This window comes from Pyxidicoccus sp. M15 (assembly GCF_056858435.1).
This window is the reverse complement of sequence record NZ_CM166495.1, coordinates 5,578,204-5,592,795: the sequence shown is the minus strand read 5'-3', so window position 1 is coordinate 5,592,795 and position 14,592 is coordinate 5,578,204. Positions and strand designations below refer to the sequence as shown.

At 69.6% G+C, this 14,592-nt stretch carries 8 protein-coding genes and 1 pseudogene; 5 read left to right on the top strand and 4 right to left on the bottom strand.

All coding sequences use genetic code 11. The features are described 5' to 3' along the window. The first annotated feature begins 132 nt into the window (after positions 1–132). On the top strand, positions 133–1,374 hold the full coding sequence (locus ACX9TP_RS21220) for a hypothetical protein (protein WP_482981543.1): 1,242 nt from the start codon (positions 133–135) through the stop codon (positions 1,372–1,374). 75 nt (positions 1,375–1,449) lie between these two features. On the opposite strand, the gene ACX9TP_RS21215 is transcribed toward ACX9TP_RS21220, so the two are convergent. Continuing rightward, positions 1,450–2,832, bottom strand: a complete 1,383-nt coding sequence (locus ACX9TP_RS21215; RefSeq protein WP_482981542.1) for a sigma 54-interacting transcriptional regulator — start codon at positions 2,830–2,832, stop codon at positions 1,450–1,452. A gap of 259 nt (positions 2,833–3,091) precedes the next feature. On the opposite strand from ACX9TP_RS21215, the gene ACX9TP_RS21210 reads away from it, so the two are divergent. Next, positions 3,092–4,360: an ADYC domain-containing protein gene (locus tag ACX9TP_RS21210; RefSeq protein WP_482981541.1), complete on the top strand. Its 1,269-nt coding sequence runs from the start codon at positions 3,092–3,094 to the stop codon at positions 4,358–4,360. Positions 4,361–4,371: 11 nt separating this feature from the next. Here the strand turns inward: ACX9TP_RS21210 and ACX9TP_RS21205 are convergent, their stop codons facing one another. Further along, positions 4,372–7,479 (bottom strand): protein kinase domain-containing protein, encoded by a 3,108-nt coding sequence (locus tag ACX9TP_RS21205; RefSeq protein WP_482981540.1) that lies wholly within the window; start codon positions 7,477–7,479, stop codon positions 4,372–4,374. A gap of 496 nt (positions 7,480–7,975) precedes the next feature. On the opposite strand from ACX9TP_RS21205, the gene ACX9TP_RS21200 reads away from it, so the two are divergent. The 3 genes from ACX9TP_RS21200 to ACX9TP_RS21190 all read left to right on the top strand — a co-directional run bounded on the left by ACX9TP_RS21200 (position 7,976) and on the right by ACX9TP_RS21190 (position 10,163). After that, positions 7,976–8,560, top strand: a complete 585-nt coding sequence (locus ACX9TP_RS21200; RefSeq protein ID WP_482981539.1) for a hypothetical protein — start codon at positions 7,976–7,978, stop codon at positions 8,558–8,560. An 83-nt stretch (positions 8,561–8,643) separates the two neighbouring features. Beyond that, the gene (locus ACX9TP_RS21195) at positions 8,644–9,303 is read left to right on the top strand and encodes a hypothetical protein (RefSeq protein WP_482981538.1); all 660 of its coding nucleotides are present in this window, start codon (positions 8,644–8,646) and stop codon (positions 9,301–9,303) included. Between the two features lie 32 nt (positions 9,304–9,335). Then, positions 9,336–10,163, top strand: coding sequence for a hypothetical protein (locus ACX9TP_RS21190; RefSeq protein ID WP_482981537.1), 828 nt, complete (start codon positions 9,336–9,338; stop codon positions 10,161–10,163). 9 nt (positions 10,164–10,172) lie between these two features. Here ACX9TP_RS21190 and ACX9TP_RS21185 read toward each other — a convergent pair. Together ACX9TP_RS21185 and ACX9TP_RS21180 are read right to left on the bottom strand one after the other, a co-directional pair. Continuing rightward, positions 10,173–10,385 (bottom strand): annotated as a pseudogene (locus ACX9TP_RS21185) (IS5/IS1182 family transposase); the annotation flags it as partial. A 269-nt stretch (positions 10,386–10,654) separates the two neighbouring features. Continuing rightward, positions 10,655–14,560: an Ig-like domain-containing protein gene (locus ACX9TP_RS21180; RefSeq protein WP_482981536.1), complete on the bottom strand. Its 3,906-nt coding sequence runs from the start codon at positions 14,558–14,560 to the stop codon at positions 10,655–10,657. Positions 14,561–14,592 lie beyond the last annotated feature (32 nt).

The window sequence follows — 14,592 nt, the reverse complement described above, 5'->3', positions numbered from 1 at the left end:
CCCTGTTTCGGGTCATCGCCAGGCGAAGAGTATTCGCCTGCATCATTTTCCCATCCACCGGCTCATCCCCCCCGAGGGGTCCTGCCCAGGCCTCTGCATACGTGCCTCCAGAACCCTCGGGCCAAGAGAGCCATGCAAAATCATTTTCGCGACGTGATGATTCAGGCTTCTGTCGTAATGACGCTCTGCCTCGCGGGGTGCGCTGGCGAGCCTCGGCAACAACCTCTCCTGCCCCCGACCTGGGAGGAATTCCGAGCGCACGTCGACCAGGAGCCCGACACGGGAATCTTCATCGTCAATGGTGACGAGGTCGTCTTGAACGAGGAGCAGTTGCGCCAGTTCTATGACCAGATGATCGCGGCCTCCGCGGCGGACCAGGAGAAACTGGGCAGCACCCAACGACCCCTCATCCAGGCGTACATTCCCATCGACGGGTGGATGAGCCACTGGGGCATCCCCGCGGCGCGCAACCTCACCTACTGCATCAGCTCGGCCAGCTTCGGTGACAAATACGCCAGCGTGGTGAGCGCGATGAACACGGCAGCCGCCGACTGGAAGAATACCGGCGCGAACCTCAACTTCGTCCACGTTTCGTCGCTGGATTCCAACTGCGACAACACCACCAACGTCATCTTCAATGTGCGGAAGGTGGACTCCTCAGGGGCGGGGAACTACCTCGCCCGAGCCTTCCAACCTGGTTATGACACCTCGACGCCCCCTCCCCGAAGCTCCCGAGAACTCCTGATCGACATCGCTGCCTTCGAGGATGTGAACCTCGCGCCCTGGACCCTTGCGGGCCTCATGCGGCACGAGCTCGGACATGTGCTGAGCTTCAGACACGAGCACATCCGCATCATCCAAGAGAGGCAGGACTGCACGGAAGGCACCACCTACACGCGGGCGCTGACTGCCTATGATTCGAATTCGGTCATGCACTACACCTTCTGCCATGGCACGAATATCACCGGCGATCTCACTCTGACCCCGTCCGACGCCGTCGGCGTCAGAGCCATCTATCCTGTCGCCCTCCTGGCGGGGCAGCGCCTCTACGCCGGGCAGAGCATCTCGTCGAGCGATGGTCGGTTCACGCTGACCCTCAAGCCCGGAGGGGAGCTGGTCCACACCTGGAACGGCCACGGTGTCCTGTGGTCGAGCGGGACTGGGAACACGAATGGCCTGTCGGTCTGGATGCAGGCGGATGGCAACTTCGTCCTCTACTCGACCACCGTGCCCAATTTCGGCAGTGACCTCTGGGCGAGCAACACCGGCGGGAACTCGGGCGCTTATCTGGCCATCCAGAACGACGGCAACCTCGTCGTCTACGACAACTTCGGCGCCACCGTGCTCTGGACCTCGGGCACGGGCGGGCACTGAGTTCGGGTCCAGCAGATGGGGGCGAGCATGACGGTCCTCATGCTCGCCTCGCGGGCAACGGTGGTGACGGGTGCTTCAGTCGCCCTCGCCCCCGGAACCCGCGACGATGCCATGGCGCGCGAGCAACCGCCGGAGCTGCGTGCGATGCATGCCGAGCGCCCGCGCCGCGGCGGCCACGTTGCCGCCCTGCTCGCGCAGCGCCTCCTCGATGCGCGCCCGCTCCTCGGCCTCCATGGGTGGAGCCCGCGAGGGCGCTTCCCGCCTGACGCTCTCCGTCTCCATCGGCACCGGAGTCGACGGCGCGGGCCCGAACGCGGTGCCGGCACTCGGGCTCAGGTGGACGGCCTTCACACGCGTCTCCCCGCCCAGGAGTGCGGCCTGGACGGCACTGCGCACCTCGACGCGCAGCTCCCGGACATTCCCGGGCCAGGGCCGCAGCAGGCACTCCTCCACCAGCGACACGTGCAGTCCCAGGCCGGGCGCCACCTGCCGCACCTCCTGCTGGAGCAACAGGGGAATCTCCTCGGGGCGCTGGCGCAGCGGCGGCAGCATCACCTCCGGCCTGCCCAGGCGGAAGTAGAGGTCCTCCCGGAGGTGCCCGCCCGCCACCCGCGCGCGCAGGTCCTTGTTGCTCGCGGAGCAGACGTGAAGGTCCACCGGCTTCGGCTTCGAGGCGCCCAGCGAGAGGACCTCCCGGCTCTCCAGCACCCGCAGCAGCTTCGCCTGGACGGACAGGTCCAGCTCCACCACTTCATCCAGGAACAACGTGCCGCCGTCCGCGGCCTGGAGGTAGCCCTGGGCATCCGCATCGGCCCCGGAGTACGCGCCGCGCCTGGCGCCGAACAGCAGCCGCTCGGCGAGGCTCTGGGGAATCGCCGCGCAGTTGACCGCCACGAAGGGCCCCGCGCTTCGGGGACCGCTCTGATGGAAGGCACGCGCCACGCCCTCCTTGCCCGCACCGCTCTCCCCGTGGATGTGCAGTGTGGACCCGACCTGCGCCAGCCGCGCCACCTCCGCCAGCAACCGTTGCATGGCGTGGCCGCGCACGAAGCCGTCCCGGAGCACCACGCCGTGCCGCGCCAGGGGACCCACGTCCGCGCAGGGCACGAACAGCGAGTCCCCCATGCGGACGACCCGCTGGGCTTCGTGCGGCGTTCCGGCGGGCACCTGCCTCCCCTCCACGAACGTGCCGTTCTGACTGCCGAGGTCCGTCACCCAGAAGCGCCGCCCATCGAAGTGGACGCGAGCGTGGAGCCGGGACATGCGCGGGTCCTGGACCTCCCCCAGCGCAGCGGCGCCCCGCCCCAGCTCCAGGGCTCCGTCCCGTAGCGGCAACACCTCCGCCATCGCCGCGTCCCCGCTGAACAGCCGCAGGAGGCCGGGGCGCTTCTCCTCTCCAGAGTCGCTCGCGCCTCCGCTGGCACCGCTCGGCTGCAGGGTCGATGGGTCCTTCTCCATGGGCCGTCATTCTACGCGGCTCCTGGCACACGACGCAGGTGCCAGCAGGTGTGCCACGCAGGGAGGCGCCGCCCGGGGCGCGTGAAGAAGTGCTCAAGAAGATTGACGAGCCCGCGCTCCATCGCGCCAGAGTCGACACCCGCGAAGCAGGCACAGGCCTTGCTCAGGCCGTGAGCACTTCGTACACGCGAAGCCAGTCGTTACCATCCAGGGGCTGGGACGAACCTGCCCGCACACATCGCAGCGAGGGGGACTCGAGATGAAGCAGGTGAAGCACATACGACCTTCATGGCTCGGACTGATGGCGGTGTTGCTGTGGGTGGGCGGATGCAAGACGTGCGGCTCCCACCTGCCGCCGCCCCAGCCCGTCCCGGACAAGGAGCCGCCAGCCGATGCCGGCACTGTCACGTCCCCTGCCGACGGGCCGCTATCCACCACCGAGTGCGGCGATGGGAGGTGCAAGACTCCGTGGCCGCCACCCGAGGTCCCGACGAGCTTCGCTGCCTGCCCGACGGGCTCCTGCGGTCCTGGCAGCCAGAATGGCCGGGGCATCTACGTCTCCAACACCGAGGTGCGGAGCTACTGCTTCAGGGACGAGCACGCGGCCTCCCCCTCATTCCCCTACTCGTTCTGCCCCGAGCTCTTCATCAACACCCCCACCGGGGTTCGACTCCAGGTGCGGGATTGGACCAACCCCAATTACATCCGCGACACCGCGGTCCAGGCCTGGCTCGAGCCCGCCTCCGGCACCCGTCAGTCCGTCAACCTGAAGAGCATCCGGAGTGACCAGAGCCGGCTCGTCATCACCTACGAAACGGCGGGCCAGGTGCATGAGGTCACCGGTGCCGGGTTGGAGCAGGTGAGGCTCGGGTTCCAGCTCAGCGTCATCGATGACGTCTACGCGTACGAGATGAAGCTCAACGCAGCATCGGGCACCGGGGGGCCGGAGGAGCTCCACCGGTATCTCCTCTCCTACCGATACAAGCTGGGCAGCATGCTGTCCGAGTGGATGAAGCACTGCGAGGACCCCGCCGCGGGGAACCGGATCTCCTTCCTGGGAGGAAAGAAGGTGGATGGCCTGACGGCGCAAGTGACGGATGCGCCCGGCGTCACGACCCTGAGCTGCGAGACGGGAGCCATCAGCACCTGCCTGGCCTGGGGCTACACGCCGTGGAGTGCCCGGACGGGGGATCCCAGGTGGAGCGACTACCTCTTCCGTTCGTGCCTGCACGCAAAGCGCGCCGCCTACTTCGTCCAGTTCGGGAACTTCAACAGCTACACGAAGTCCGGCACCGACATCTACAAGCGGGACCCGTTCGGCATCAACGCCGAGCGGATGGACCACCTCGAAGCGCTCTGGAGTCCCCGGGGCGCGGAGTGCCTCAACCTGGACAACGTCCGCCGCGCCGAGCTCCGCTCCCAGCTCGGCGACTTGAAGCGCACCACCGGGCTGCGCGACTGCACGGAGACCCGGTGGGAACAGAGCGGGTTCGGGAGGCTCGCCACCAGCCCCGAAGCCCTCCCCTGAGGCAACCACCGTCAGGGCCGTGAGAGCCGCTGCTCCACCTCGCGCAGCGGCTCCTCGTACTCCCTGCGCAGCAACGGATTGAGCTCGACGGCCCGCGCGAGCGCGGCGTGGGCCTGGCGAAGCGGCTCCAGGCGTGTTGCCGCCTGACGCTCCAACCGGGCCCTCTGCAGCAGGAGCCCACCACGAATGGCGTGGGCGTGCGCCAGGGCCGGGTCGAGCTTCAGCGCCAGGTCCACCTGTTCCTCGCCTCGCGCGATGGACTCGAGCGCGGCGCTGGCGGGCTGCTCCTCCGCCAGACGCAAGTAGACGCGCGCCAGCTCCTGGTGGGCCTCGTGGTACGGATACAGCTTCACGGCCTGCCGAGCCTCGGCGAGCGCCTGCTGGAGCAACGGCACGCCCGGCCGTCCCCGCCGCTTCGCCCACGCCGCCTCCACCATGCTCAGCCGCGCGCTCACCACGCGGCAGTCCACGCAGCCCGCGTCGTTGCGGTACGCCTCCGCCAGCGCCTCCCGCCCGGCCAGGAGGTCACCGTCGGGATTGCGCTCCTCGCCCAGGGCGTGGGCCGCCGCCACGAGGTGGCTCCGGGCGCGGTAGAAGTGCGTCCGCCCGAACGTGGCGTTGATACCCAGGGAGCGCTCCAGGTGCTGGAACGCGCGCTCCAGCGCGGGACGCGGCGCTCCCCCACTGTCGAGGAGGTACTGCGCTCGCGTCAGCTCCGCGGCCGCCACCTGGTTCAGCACCAGGTAGAAGCGCCCGTCGATGGAGAGGGCCTGCTGGCCCACCTGGAGTGCCTTCTGGATTTCGGCCTCCGGGTCCTGTCCGTGCGCCAGCGCGTGAGCCGCCTGGTCGACGTACAGGTCGCCCAGGTTCTGGAAGGCGTAGAGGTAGCGAGGGTCCACCTGTATCGCCTGACGGAAGTAGCGCTCCGCATCCGCGAAGGCGCCGCGCGGGTCCTGGCCGTGCTCGCGCTGGTGGTTGCCCTTCCAGCGGTAGACCAGCGCCAGGTCATTGAGCCCCCAGGGATAGCGAGGCTGGAGCGCGAGCGCCTTCGTCAGCGCGGAGATGGCCTCCTCCCAGGCCGGCCCCGGATCCCTCCCGTCCCTGGCCTCCTGGAAGCCACGCAGGAAGAGGCCATTGCCCAGCGAGTCGTAGGCGTACACGTCGCTTGAATCCAGCTCCACCGCGCGCGCCGCCGTGGCGAGCCACTCGGCGAGGATGGGCGCCGGGTCCTCGCTGCCGCCCTGGAACCGGTTCAGGTGGTAGCGCTTCAACAGGACCTGGGCCTGCCGGGTGTACCCGGACGCGCGCAGCGGGGCCGCCTTCAGCGCCCTGCCCCCGGCCTCCATCGCGCGCCGCAGTGCCTCCTGGGGAGGCCTTCCCTGCCGCTGGTCCAGCTCCGCCTGTTGCAGCCACGCCTCCGCGAGCGCCTCCTGAATCCGCGCGTCACTTCTGCCGGACTCGGCCGCCTGTTCGTACTGTCCCACCGCCGCCTGGAGTCGCGAGCGCGCCGCGTCGTACTCGCCCCGCTCCAGCAGCTCCATCGCCCGCGTGTATTCGACGTCCCCGGCGAGCTTCAGCGCCTCGTACTCCCACGGCGCTTCAGCGGTGGCCTCCGCCGCTGCCCGTGCCGCCGCGTCATGGTCCTTGCGGTAGAAGGCGATGAGCCCTTCGAGGTAGCGGGGTGACGCCAGCGCGAGCCCCCGGCTGCGCTCGAGTGACTGGAGCGCCGGCTCCAGGTACTGCTTCTCCAGCTCCCGCTGCCGACCGGCCAGCCACTCCGCGCCACCGCTGCGCCGCGCGTCCTCCATGGCCCGGTGGTACAGCTCGCCCAGCACGCGGCCCCGGGCCAGGTGCAGCTCGCGCGTGTCGATGCCCAGCCCCCACGCCTTCGTCAGCGCCTCGTGCGCCTTCTCGAAGTCGAGCAGCGCGAGGTGGCCACGTCCCAGGGCGTACTGCACGAGCCCCTCGCCTGCCTCTCCGAGCGCGTGCTCCCGCGCCGCCATCCGCTCCATGAGCGCGTGGACGTGCTGCTGCTCACGGGTCGTGTCGTGCAGCGGCAACCCATGGGCCACGCGGAGGAAATACTCCAGCTCCTTGACCTGCTGCCCCAGCTGCTCCGCCAGCAGCGCTCGGCTCGCGGACTGCTCCCGCGTGTGCCGTGCGTCCAGCCAGGAGCGCACGCCGAGGGCGGAGAGGACGAGGATGCTCACCAGCGACAGCGCCGAGAGGGTCACCAGGGCCCGGTGCCTGCGCGCGCCCCGCTTCAGCCGATGCAGCAGCCCCGGGCGCTGCCCGAGGATGGGCTCGCCGTCGAGATAGCGTCCCAGGTCCTCGGCCAGTGCCCGCGCGGACGGGTAGCGCAGGTCCGGCTCCTTGCTCAGGCACTTGAGGACGATGGTCTCCAGGTCGCTCGCGAGCTGGGGCACGCGCGTGCGTGGGGGCGGCGGCTCTTCGTGCAGCACCTTCGCCAGCGTGCCCATGAGCGTCGAGTCGGTGAACGGCGGCACGCCGACCAGCAATTCGTAGAGCGTGGCGCCCAGGCCGTACACATCCGTGCGACGGTCGATGCTCCGCACGTCGCCACGGGCCTGCTCCGGCGCCATGTACGCGGGCGTCCCCATCACCGCGCCTGTCTCGGTGAGGCCGTGCCCCTGGTCCACCTCGTATGCCAGGCCGAAGTCCAGCACCACCGGGAGCCACTGCCCGTCCTCGCCGCTGGAGACCAGGATGTTCGCGGGCTTGAGGTCGCGGTGGATGACGCCGAGCCGGTGCGCCTCGTGGATGGCCTCGGTGACCTCCTTCATCACCCGTACTTTTTCGGGCACGGACATGGGGGCCTCGTCGACCCGCTGTCCGCCGATGAGCTGCATGGCGATGTATGCCTTTGCGCCAACCTCGCCGACCTCGTAGACCTTGCAGATGTTCGGGTGGTCGATGCGCGCCTGCGCGCGGGCCTCGCGCAGCAGGCGCATGACCCGGTCCGGGTGCGCTCCGCGGATGAACTTGAGCGCGACGACGCGGCCCAGGCGCAAATCACGCGCCTTGTAGACCTCGCCCATGCCGCCGCGGCCCAGCGGCTCGATGAACTCGTAGCGCTCCCAGTGGCTGACCGGGAACACGTCGTCCGAATCCGCTCCAACGGGGCGCGGCCGAGAAGCGTCGAGGCTTTCGGGCGGGAGCGTCGGGTCGATAGCCAGTCTTGCCCTGTCGGAAGCTGACATGTGGAGCGCGGTCTCCAGGGGTTCCTCGCCCATGCTGCCCGGGGCCCGCCCAAGCGGTCCAGTGGGCCGGGTCTTCACGCGCGACACGGCCACGAGGCGACGGACACGGCTCGCGATGGCACATGGCACGTGGCACGTGGCACATGTGCCAGGTGTGCCACCCGCGTGGAGTCCAGGGGCCCAGCGCGCTCGACACGGGGGCCGACGTGGCCGGCTTCGGGCCCGCTTTCAGAGGAGGATGCGTCCGCGCGAGGTCTCGAGTGGAGGCCGCTGCTCCCGAGGCACATGCGCGGGCACGGGCCTTGCTCAGGGTCCACGCAGATGGCGAACACCGCCGGGCACACCGGACGGGGCGCCATCCCAGGCAGTCCACCCGAACACCAAGGAAGAAAAGATGAGCACTCTCTCGCTGCTGAAGCGCGCCGCCATCGGTCTGTCCGTTGCCGCCCCCGTCGTGATGGCCATCCTCCCGGGCACCGCGAGCGCGTACCGTGCCTACCCCACCGCCGGCTGCACCTACGAGACCGACTACGTCGGCGACTACGTCTGGTCGCTCGGCATCGCCAACCAGAGCGCCGGCGTCGGCGCGCGCGCGCGCAACATCCGCTGCCCCATCATCGACGACAACTCCGGCGCCCCCGGCGCCACCACGTCCAACGTGAGCTGGCGGCCCGCCGTCTCCTCCATCTACGTGACGGGCTACGACGGGAACAACGGCACCACCGACTACTACAACGCCCAGGCGACCGTCTGCTACGTGTTCAGGGAAGGCACGGGCTCCTCCTGCTCGGCGCCCAAGGTGCTCCGCCCGATTGCCACGGACATCACCTTCACGGGCCCGTTCCAGGTCGCGCTGGACGCGGCGCAGGTCAACAAGCTGAAGGAGGCCTGGCAGGGCGACTACTCCTTCATCCAGATCCAGATCCCCCACAACGGGCCGCTGGGCAACAGCGCCATCTACGGCTACTCGACCTACTAGGCCGCCGCCCCACCCGCTTGCGTTGTCGCCCGGAGCGTGGGGCCGCGTGCCTCGCGCTCCGGGCCCTTTTCCCTGGAGGAACCATGTCTCACCTGCTGAAGGGCCCCTGGCTGGCCGCCATCCTCACCACCACCCTCGTCGCCGGCATCGCCTGGAGCCTCGGCCCGTCGCCCGGCCCCGCGACCACTTCCGCGCCCACGCCCGAGCCGATGCCCGCGCCCACCTCGCCCGCCCCCGTCGCGCCGGGCGCCTCCGCGGACGGCAAGCGCCTGCGCCAGCTGGAGCAGCAGGTGGAGCAGCTCTCCCAGCGGCTCGGCTCCGAGGACGCGGCCCGCGCCAACCTCCCTCCCCCGCCCATGCCCCCGACTCCCGAGGAGCAGGTGCAGCGCCGTGAGGCCGGCATGGAGCTGTTCGAGATGAAGGTGGACGCGTATCGGCAGGAACGCATGGATGCCGCGTGGGCGGACCCGGCGCGCAAGTCGCTGGAGAGCAGCATGGGCACGCTCCTGGCGAGCCTGCCAGCGGACCGGCGCGGGAACCTGCTCGACGTGGACTGCCGCACCCACTCCTGCATGGCCACTCTGGAGTTCCCCAACTTCGCCGCCGCGAGGGACCAGTTTCCCCGCTTCGTGGAGCACATCTACGACGTGCCCTGCGGACGCACGGCCGTGCTCGACGACACCGCGGACCCGGCCGCGCCCCTGAAGGTGCGCGTCCTCTTCGACGAGTGTGCGCGCGACTGAGCCTGGCCCAAGGTCTGGTCTAATGGCGGCCCATGTCTTCGCACCCCCTGTCCGGCCCGCCTCCCGAGAACAACCGAGCCACCTTCGCCGACGTGCCGTCCGACGACCTCGAGCGGGCGCGTGCCCTGCTCGCGAGCGTCCCGAGAGCGCCGCGCGCGCCCTCGAAGGAAGCCCGGCGCCTGGTGCTCGCCTTCGCGGGCCCTCAGCGTGCCACGCTCTACGCCAGCCTCTTCTTCCTGCTTGCCGGTGGGCTCCTCTGTGCCTTGTTCCAGTCCCCTCGCGCCGTGGGGGACCTGCTGCTGGACCTGCAGTCCTTCGAAGTCCCCGGCGTCGTCGACTCGGTCGAGGTGGGGATGCGCCAGCGCAGGTCCCGTCCGCCCGTGTACTGCGCGCGCTTCCACTCGGAGGACGGCACGCTGGTGGGACGCAGTTGCGAGCCGGGCGGCAGCTTTCAGCCCGGCCAGCGCGTGGTCCTCGAGTGGCGAGGAGACCAGGCGCGTATCCGCGGCACCACTCTCACGCACATGGGGCGCCTGGGAGGGCTCGCGCTGTTGTTCCCCCTCGGGGGCGCCGTGGGCCTGTTGCTCGTCGTACGGGCCAACCGCCGTGAGTCGCGCGCGGCCCGCGTGGGCATCCCGATTCTCGCGCGGGTGACGTACTTCGGCGACGAAATGCCGGTGCGCAAGCAGGGGCCACCGCCCACGGTGCTGCGCTGGAGCTTCATCGTGCGTGGCGAGCGGTATGAGGGCAGCCTCTCCCTGGGCAGCGCGTCCGAGTTCGACTTCCTTCCCAGCCGCGACGTCATCGTCGCGCTCTATGACCCGGCGGCTCCGGTCATCAACACCGTCTACGTGCCCTGAGAGTTCCTGACAAAACCGGCCGAGCGACCGTAGCAGCATGAGGTCGCAGGCGAGCAGGAGGAGCGCCTCGTGGATGTCGGCTCGCCGCTCGTCGCGGATACGCAGGCGACGGAAGCGGTGGAGGATGGCCAGGCGCTGCTCGACGATCCACCGGTAGCGGCCCAGCCGTTCGGACGACTCGATTCCAGGTCGTGCAATGCGCGGAGAGATGCCGCGCTCACGCAGGCCTGCTGACCAACGCGCTCAAGTTCGGAGCAGACAAGCCCATCGAAGTCCACGCCTCCAGCGAGGGAGGGTGGGTGCGCCTTGCGATGAGGGACTACCGGAGACACGTCACTGACCGAGCACCCCGCTTTCGCACCTCGCGTTGCGGCCACGCTGCCCAGGGCGTGGCGAGCAGCGACACGCTCAGCCGCGCTCCCAGCGGGGTCCCGCGCTGAACACCCTGGGCTCCCCGGTACGCCGGGGAGCCCCGCCCGCAGTCAACAGCGCTACCGCACGAGCCGGCGCCGCCGGGAAGCCGCGATCGCCAGCAACGCCAGGCTCGCCAGCAGCCACGAGGAATCCCCCGGGCCCGCCGAGCACCCGCCGCCCTCCTCCGGGTCCCCGGGCTGCTCAGAGGCGCCGAGGTCCACCGTGAAGCTCACGACGGCGCTCGCCGGGCTGGTGCCGCCGGTGTCGCGTGCCGTGGCGACCACACTGTGGCTTCCCTCCGCCAGGGGCGACGTCGCAGTGAAGGACCAGGTGCCCGCCTCGCTGGCGCCGGTGGTGCCCACGTCCTGCCCATCCACGGTGAGGGTGACGGTGCTGCCGGGCATTGCAATGCCAGAGAAGACGGGCGTGGCGTCGTCCAGGGTGGCGCCCTGGGCCGGAGAGATGATGGAGGGCGCCGCCGGAGCGGGCCGCGCCACCTCCCAGGTGTGGCTGGCCGGAGTGGCATCCGCGTTGCCGACCCCATCCTTCGCGCGCACCTGGAAGGTGTGAGCGCCCTCGGTCAGGTTGGCGTAGATGGCCGGCGAGGTGCAGTCGGTGAAGTCCGCCTCATCCAGGCTGCACTCGAAGCTGGCACCCGCCGAGCTGGAGAAGGTGAAGGTGGCCGTGGGCTGAGCGCTGGGGTTGCCCGGAGCGGACGTGAGCGTGGTGGACGGCGCCGTCAGGTCCACGCTCCAGGCGTGGCTGACCGGGGAGGACTCAACGTTGCCGACCCCGTCATACGCACGCACCTGGAAGGAGTGGGAGCCTTCGCCCAGGCCGGAGAAGGTGGCCGGCGAAGCGCAGGAGCTGAAAGACGCCCCGTCCAGGCTGCATTCGAAGCGGGTCCCCGCCTCGTTGGAGTCGAAGGAGAAGGTCACCTCGGCCTGGTTGCTGGGGTTGCTCGGAGCGGAGGTAATGCGGGTGACCGGTGCCGTCGCGTCGACCATCCAGGAGTAGATGGCCGGGGTCACATCCACGTTGCCGGCCTCGTCACGCGCACGAACCCGGAAGGTGTGGCTGCCATCGCTCAAGACGAAGAAGGTGGTGGGTGAGAAGCACTCGGTGAAGGTCGCCCCATCCAGGCTGCACTCGAAGCGGGCCCCCGGCTCATTGGCTTCGAAGGCAAAGGTCGACGAGAGCGGCGGAGAGGGATTGGACGGAGTGGAGGTGAGCGTGGTGGCCGGGGCCGTCCGGTCCACCGTCCAGGAGTAGGCGTCCGGATTCTCATCCACATTGCCGGCCGCGTCCCTCGCACGCACCCGGAAGGTGTGGGTGCCCGCGGTCAGGTTGACGTAGGTGACCGGCGAGGCGCAGGCGCTGAAGGTCGACCCATCCAGGCTGCACTCGAAGCGGGCATCGAATTCGAAGGAGAAGAAGGAGAAGGTCGCCTGCGTCTGTTGCGTGGGATTGGCCGGCACGGAGTCCAGGATGGTGCGGGGGGCCGTCAGGTCCACGGCCCAGGAATGGAAGGCGGGAATACTCTCATTGCCCGCCCCATCGATTGCGGACACCTGGAAGGTGTAGGTGCCTTCGCTCAGGCCGGAGAAGGTGACCGGCGAGGTGCACTCCGTGGAGGGCACCCCCTGCAGGTTGCACCGGAAGCGCCCCCCCGCGTCGTCGGACTCGAAGGCGAAGGTGGCCGTGGTCTGGCGAGTGCCGCTGCTCGGAACGGACGTGAAGGTGACTACCGGCGCGGTGACGTCCACGGTCCAGGTGTGGGAGGCAGGAGTCGCAGCCACATTGCCGGCCCTGTCACGCGCACGGACCCGGAAGGTGTGCGTGCCAGAGAACACGCTGTAGACAGCCTGCCAGGAGCAATAGGTGAAGGGCTCATTGTCCAGGCTGCACTCGAAGCTGGCGCCGGCCTCGTTGGACTCGAAGCCGAAGACCGCGGTGGTGAACCGGGAGGGATTCTCCGGAGCGGACGTGACGGTGGTTTCCGGAGCCGTCAGGTCCACCGTCCAGGAATAGGAAACCGGGGTCGCATCCACATTGCCGGCCTCGTCACGCGCGCGCGCCTGGAAGGTGTGGCGTCCTTCCGTCAGGTTGGCGTAGGTGACCTGCGGGCTGCACGGGGTGAAGGGCGCGCCGTCCAGACTGCACTCGCCGCCGACACTCCCGAAATCGAAGGTGACGCCGAAGGTCGCCTGGGTCTGTTGCGTGAAGGCGTCCGGCGTGAACTCCAGCCAGGTCTCCGGGGCCACCAGGTCCAGGGTCCAGTAATGGGACACCGGGGGGGACTCCACATTGCCGGCGGCATCGCGTGCACGCACCTGGAAGGAGTGCTGGCCGTCGAACAGGTTGGCGTAGGTGGCCGGCGAGGTGCACGAGGCGAAGACCCCGCCGTCCAGGGCGCACTCGAAGCGGGCCGACTCATCGTCGGACTCAAACGTGAAGGTGGCCGTGCGCTGATTGGTGAGGGGGCCTGGAGCGGACGTGAGGAGGGTGGTCGGACTCGTCACGTCCACCGTCCAGGCGTGGGAAGAAGGAGTCTCATCCACATTGCCAGCCGCGTCACGCGCCCGCACCTGGAAGGAGTGTGCGCCGTCGCCCAGGTTGGCGTAGGTGGCCGGCGAGGTGCACGGGGTGAAGGGCGCCCCGTCCAGGCCGCACTCGAAGCTGACACCGGTCTCACTGGCGAAGCGGAAGGTGGCGGTGGATTGATTGGGACTGGCCTGGATGGACGTGAGGGCGGTTTCTGGAGCCGTCAGGTCCACCCTCCACGTGTGGGAAGCGGGGGTGGCATCCACGTTGCCGAGCGTGTCTCGCGCCCGCACCCGGAACGTGTAGGTCCCCTCGGCCAGGTCGGCGTAGGTGACGGGCGAGGTGCACGCGCTGAAGGCCTCGGCGCCCAGGCTGCATTCGAAGTGGGTGCCCGCATCGTCGGAGGTGAAGGCGAAGGTCGCACCGCGCTGGCGGGTGGCGGGGGGCGGCGTGGCGCCGAAGCGGGTGTCCGGTACCTTCAGGTACAGCTCGGCCCGGGTCTCCGAGATGCCGTTGTTACTCCCGCCCGCCACGAGCAGCCTGCCACCGGGCAGCACCGTGGCGGTGTGGAAGGTGCGCGGCAGGCTCATGGAGCCGGTGGTCGTCCAGGTGCCGGTGGCCGGGTCATACAGCTCGGCGCCGGCGCCGGAGCCGCCCGCCACGAGCACCTTGCCGTTGGGCAGCAGCGTGGCCGTGAAGTAATAGCGTTCCTGACTCATGGAGCCGGTGGCGGTCCAGGTGCCGGTGGCCGGGTCGTACAGCTCGGCACTGGAAAGGGTGAGGAAGTCGTACCCGCCCGCCGCGAGCACCCTGCCATCCGCCAGCAGCGTGGTCGTGGAGCGCCCGCGAGCCTGAATCATCGAGCCGGTGGGGGTCCAGATGCCTGTGGCCGGGTCGTACAGCTCGGCACTGGCCTCCTGGTCGTTGCCGTTACTCCCGCCCACCACGAGCACCCTGCCATCCGGCATCAGCGTGGCGGTGTGGCCCTGGCGGTAATGGCTCATGGAACCGGTGGCCGTCCAGGTGCCGGTGGCCGCGTCATACAGCTCAGCGCTGGCGAGGCTGCCATTCTGTCCGGAATACCCTCCCGTCACGAGCACCCTGCCATCCGGCAGCAGTGTGGCTGTCGGGCTGGAGCGACCCGAGGCCATCGCGCCGGTAGCGGTCCAGGTGCCGGTCGCCGGGTCGTACAGCTCGGCGCTGGAGAGAATGCCGCCGCCGTACCCACCCACCACGAGCACCCTGCCGTCGGGCAGCAGCGTGGCCGCGGCGTTGGAGCGAGCCCGCCTCAGCGCGCTGGTGACGGTCCAGGCGCCGGTGGCCGGGGCGTACAGCTCGGCGCTGACGAGGACGTCGCCTTGGAAGGCGTACCCACCCGCCACGAGCACCCTGCCATCCGCCAGCAGCGTGGCGGTATGGCCATAGCGGCCTGAAACCATCGAGCCGGTAGCGTTCCAGTTCCCCCCGGCGG